This is a genomic window from Nostoc sp. DedQUE08, from assembly GCF_034530895.1.
Lineage (GTDB): Bacteria > Cyanobacteriota > Cyanobacteriia > Cyanobacteriales > Nostocaceae > Nostoc.
Map to the genome: position 1 here is coordinate 1 of NZ_JAVRCD010000125.1, position 4,343 is coordinate 4,343.

Genomic DNA, 4,343 nt, shown 5'->3' on the forward strand with positions numbered 1-4,343 from the left:
CCCGATTTTTGAGGTATCGGATTGAGGAAATGCCAAGCTCACCACCTCCTGATTTTGCGTGGACGATGATTCAATCTCCAATTTGACAAGTATTTCTTATGGGAAAGGGAATTTAGGATCAAAGAATGGTGGGAAGGTTTACACGGTAAGGGATATGGTAATTAAGACAAGAAAAAAGGTGCTTGCCATTTTTGGGAAGGTTTATTGGCAATAGATTTGAGGCCCTGAAAGTAAGAGAAACTTTGGTAAGTTTTGTGTTTTTGGTTTCTCAATCTGGAAGGTACTTGTAAGATTGTCAATGAACCTTCCTCAGTTAAGGTTTTTCACCTTTGCTGTGATTCGTGGCTTTATGCCGTTAGGCGTTGCTCAAGCATCACAGTTTTTAGCCTTTTCATCGCTACTAAAGTGATTCGTGGCTTTATGCCGTTAGGCGTTGCCCAAATATCGAGGTCAAATTACTGACTGCGATCGCAGAAGTGATTCGTAGCTTGATAAGAAAGAGACGTGATTCAGTTCACGTCTCCAAGTGATGGGATAAATGCTTTGTGTGTTATGCTACGTCGGCTACCAGTAAGCCATTAACAGCGATGATAATTATTTGCGCTGCTAAAGGGCTATCACAACATGGCCTATCATCCCTATTACAGGGTTGTGCTACCCATTTCCCCTCTAGATTTTGGTAGAAAGTGCCAAGTAGTTGAGAACCATTCCAGACTCGATACAGTTCACCCAAGTCATCTGCTACTGAGTCAATTTCAATTTCTGGTGCTACTGGGTCGGCCTGGTGATCAATATATTCCTCAAACTCTGATTCAGCCGAGGCTGAGTTACTAAAGTCATCTTGTACAATCATCATGAGTGACCTCATTAACGGGGTTGAACAAAAGGCGATCGCATTTCTCTTGCCGGAGGGGCGATCGTCTTTTTAAGTACATTAATATATTAGATACTATAGTAGCTAATATCAATGAGTGTATTTAAAACTTTAATTTGTCAGTTCGACTGTGCTTAAAAAATTGTTTACCGATATTTCTAATGCTGTACAAATAGCCTCTAATACTTTTAAAGAGACACTTTCAGACTCACCATACTCTAGTTTTTTTAAATTTTGATGCGAACACTCACCGCCTGTGGCAGCAATTTCATCAGCCAGCTTCTGACGTGACTTTTTCCCACGTAGTCGCTTTAAAACTGTTCCTCTATCTTTATTCCAGGCTACAGATACAACGTCCTCAATGTAAATATAAATTCTGGTTTCTTTTTCACCTTTGTTGGACATATAATAGCTACAGCAGTAAACAAAATATAAATTCCTGAGCTACTACAGTTTACAAACTATAACGATTTAGAGTGAAAGTGAGTCTCCTTGAGAAAAACTGACGCTCAAGTACCAAAAGTTATTTAGTTTTCATTCTTATCAACAGAAGTCCAAACTTGCGGATTTTGCCTTGCTATGGATAAAAATGCGATCGCAAAGTTGAGATTTTGATTCCTGGTAAGCCATCTAAACCTCCGGGGTACTCCCGTCACATCGGTACTCCGATTGGCGGTGACGGGGGATAGGAGGGCTGATTGAATGGGGTTCAATACCCAGTGCATAAAAATATCAGTTTCATTGGATATAGGAATTTTGGCTCTCTGTTTATAGCCTCCAAAATCGCTGCACAAATTACCGCTTCTTGAAAAATTTTTCAACTTCTAGCTCATACTTAGACTGAAGTGAGCAATATCTAAACCTTCTGCGTTTAGTGGCATTATGAAGAGGAGCTTGATAGCGGTGACACTATCTCATAATCGACTCAATACGTATACCTATTGCCGATGAGATTAGTTAGTATAATTTTTTATTAATGACCTAATCTGGGATTGCTGTATGTCTTTAACGGTTTCCGTAGTAGGGACTCTTTTGAAAATAGTTGCTCCTGCTGTTGCCAAAACATTGCTGCAAAATTTTGGGATTGCAGACGATCTGGCTAATAAAGTGCTGGAGCAAACGATCGATGTAGCTACGGATGCGTTGCCTGAAGGGGAAAAGCGACAATCGCTAGAAAAGCAGACTCAAGATTTGGCAAGCCGTCTAAAAAAAGACATGCGGCCTCTGTTTGAAGAAGCAGAAGCAAGAAATCTGGATAAGGGTGGTCAAGAAGCTATTTTACTGGCAGTAGCGCAAACTCTATTGCAAGGCAGCGTCGGTTTGGATGAACTGATGAATATTGGATTAGATGCTGAACGCCTAACACAACAGTTGCTTAAAGCAGATTCCAGAGTAATCGTAGGCTTCTCGGAAAACGAAAAGTCACTTTATCGGCAGGTGATCGCAGTTGTCAGTGAAAGTTTAATTGAAGCGGTACCCCAGCTAGAGGGGTTCCAATTGAGTATGACGCAAGCAATGCTGCGGCAACTTGAGGAAGTAGTCAGCCTTATGCGATCGCACAAAGAAATGGCGTTGCAGCAACGCGATGAGTTTTTGGCTCGGTATCGCCGCATCATTGCAAGTGAACTGGATAAACCAGATAAATTTGGAGTACCGCTGCTGAAAAATTTGCTGAGTCAGCAAAGGCTGTGTGAAGCCTATGTCCAGCTTTCGATTACAGAAACGGTAGAAAAATCCGCGGATGAGCCGCCATCGAAAGAGGAGGTATTTCCCCATCATCAGCATTTGGAGAAGCGATCGCAGAACATTGAGAAAGTGTTGAGTACGCGCCGTCGTTTGGTGATTCGGGGTGGCGCAGGAGCAGGAAAAACATCCCTGATGCATTGGTTGGCGGTTCATGCAGCACGTCAAGATTTTGATGCTCCATTCCAACACTGGAATAGCCGAGTGCCATTTTTTATTCGACTGCGAAATTGGGTAGACGAGGGTTTTCCAGCAGTTAAAGATTTTGTGCAGCCAATTGCTAAAAATATTATCGATGAAATGCCCAAGGGCTGGGTGAGAGAGCAGCTTGATAACGGGTGTGCGCTGGTGTTGATTGATGGAGTAGATGAATTGCCGCGTGGCAAGCGGCAACAGTTCTTTGAAGCGTTGCAAAAGCTGGTGAGGGAGTTCCCTTACGCGATTTATATTACGACATCGCGCCCAGCGGGGCTGAAGGATGAGAATGGTGAGGAATGGGTAGAGTTGGAAAATTGGATCGAAGCGGAAGGGTTTACTAACTGCGTGATGGAGCCGATGACATTGCCTGAAATTGAGCAGTTTGTCAGTCGTTGGCATAGCTCTCTACCCGAACCGAGTCAGCATGATGATAAAGATCCGCAGCAAGTTGGCGAAAGTCTGATGCGTCAGTTGCGGCAGCGATCGGAAATTCGGCAACTGGCAGCAACGCCACTTTTGTGTACGATGATTTGCGCCTTGCACTACGAAAACGAAAGAACTTTACCTGAAACTCGGATTCGACTGTATGACAAGTGCATTGAGATGCTATTAGAGGAGCGAGATAAACAGCGGGAAATTAAATCGGACATTCATCTCACTCTGGAACAGAAAGAAAGATTCCTAATGGAGTTTGCCTACTGGCTAATGCGAAATAACTACTCCGATGCCGAAGTGGAAAAAGCCGATCGCCAGTTTCAGGACTATGCGAAGGAATACAAACTGCCAAATGTGACTGGACTAGATATCCGGCAACTATTGCTGGAACGATCGGGGCTATTGCGAGAACCCCTGCTAGGACGAATAGATTTTGTCCATCGCACGTTTCAGGAATATTTGGCGGCAAAGGCAGTCCTCGATCGTGACGATTTGGGGGTGTTGTTGAATCATGCTGAAGATGACCAATGGCGAGAAGCAATTATCACCGCTGTGGGTAAAGGGACACGCCCTCAGCGACGAGAGTTGTTAAAGGGATTGCTGGAACGTGGAGAAAAAGACACTGCAAAACGGCACTATCTCCATCTTCTGACAGTGGCTTGTTTAGAAACGGGTGTACCAATTGAAGCAGAGCTAAGAACGCAAATTGAAGACTGTGCCAAAGCCTTATTGCCACCCAAAAATGATGATGAGGTTGCCACTATTGTTAGAGCAGGGGATGCGATCGTGCCTTTGTTAGGATACAACTCCCAGTTTAGTGCAACCCAAGCCGCGTACTGTATGGAAGCCCTGATCGAAATTGGTAGTTCAGCAGCGATGCAGCAGTTAATTGATTATGCCAAAGCAAGATTCGATCCCAAGGCAGAGAATTTTTGGAGAATACCCTTGCTTCTTGGGAAAGGATATGGCGTGTTTGAGCAGGAAACTTATCTGCGTCAAGTTCTCGTCCATACCCAAAAATTAGATTTGAGCAGGACTGCGATTCAAGACCTGTCACCACTGTCTGCTCTGGGCCAATTACAAAGCTTGTTTT

General features: G+C 43.8%; 4 protein-coding genes. 1 reads left to right on the top strand and 3 read right to left on the bottom strand.

Annotated features, from left to right (window positions below):
- Positions 1 to 550: 550 nt before the first annotated feature.
- From RMY64_RS36500 to RMY64_RS36510, 3 genes are all read right to left on the bottom strand, one after another.
- Positions 551 to 856: a hypothetical protein gene (locus tag RMY64_RS36500; RefSeq protein WP_416212175.1), complete on the bottom strand. Its 306-nt coding sequence runs from the start codon at positions 854 to 856 to the stop codon at positions 551 to 553.
- A 129-nt stretch (positions 857 to 985) separates the two neighbouring features.
- Positions 986 to 1,279 (bottom strand): helix-turn-helix transcriptional regulator, encoded by a 294-nt coding sequence (locus RMY64_RS36505; protein WP_322702664.1) that lies wholly within the window; start codon positions 1,277 to 1,279, stop codon positions 986 to 988.
- A gap of 122 nt (positions 1,280 to 1,401) precedes the next feature.
- A complete protein-coding gene (locus RMY64_RS36510) occupies positions 1,402 to 1,695 on the bottom strand; it encodes a hypothetical protein (RefSeq protein WP_322702665.1) in 294 nt (97 codons plus the stop codon).
- Between the two features lie 178 nt (positions 1,696 to 1,873).
- On the opposite strand from RMY64_RS36510, the gene RMY64_RS36515 reads away from it, so the two are divergent.
- Positions 1,874 to 4,343 (top strand): NACHT domain-containing protein (locus tag RMY64_RS36515; protein WP_322702666.1); only part of this gene is annotated, 2,470 nt, incomplete at its 3' end.

Bases quoted from the DNA above. Each gene is read 5' to 3' on its own strand.
- RMY64_RS36500 (WP_416212175.1), bottom strand. From the start codon at position 856: ATGATGATTGTACAAGATGACTTTAGTAACTCAGCCTCGGCTGAATCA.
- RMY64_RS36505 (WP_322702664.1), bottom strand. From the start codon at position 1,279: ATGTCCAACAAAGGTGAAAAAGAAACCAGAATTTATATTTACATTGAG.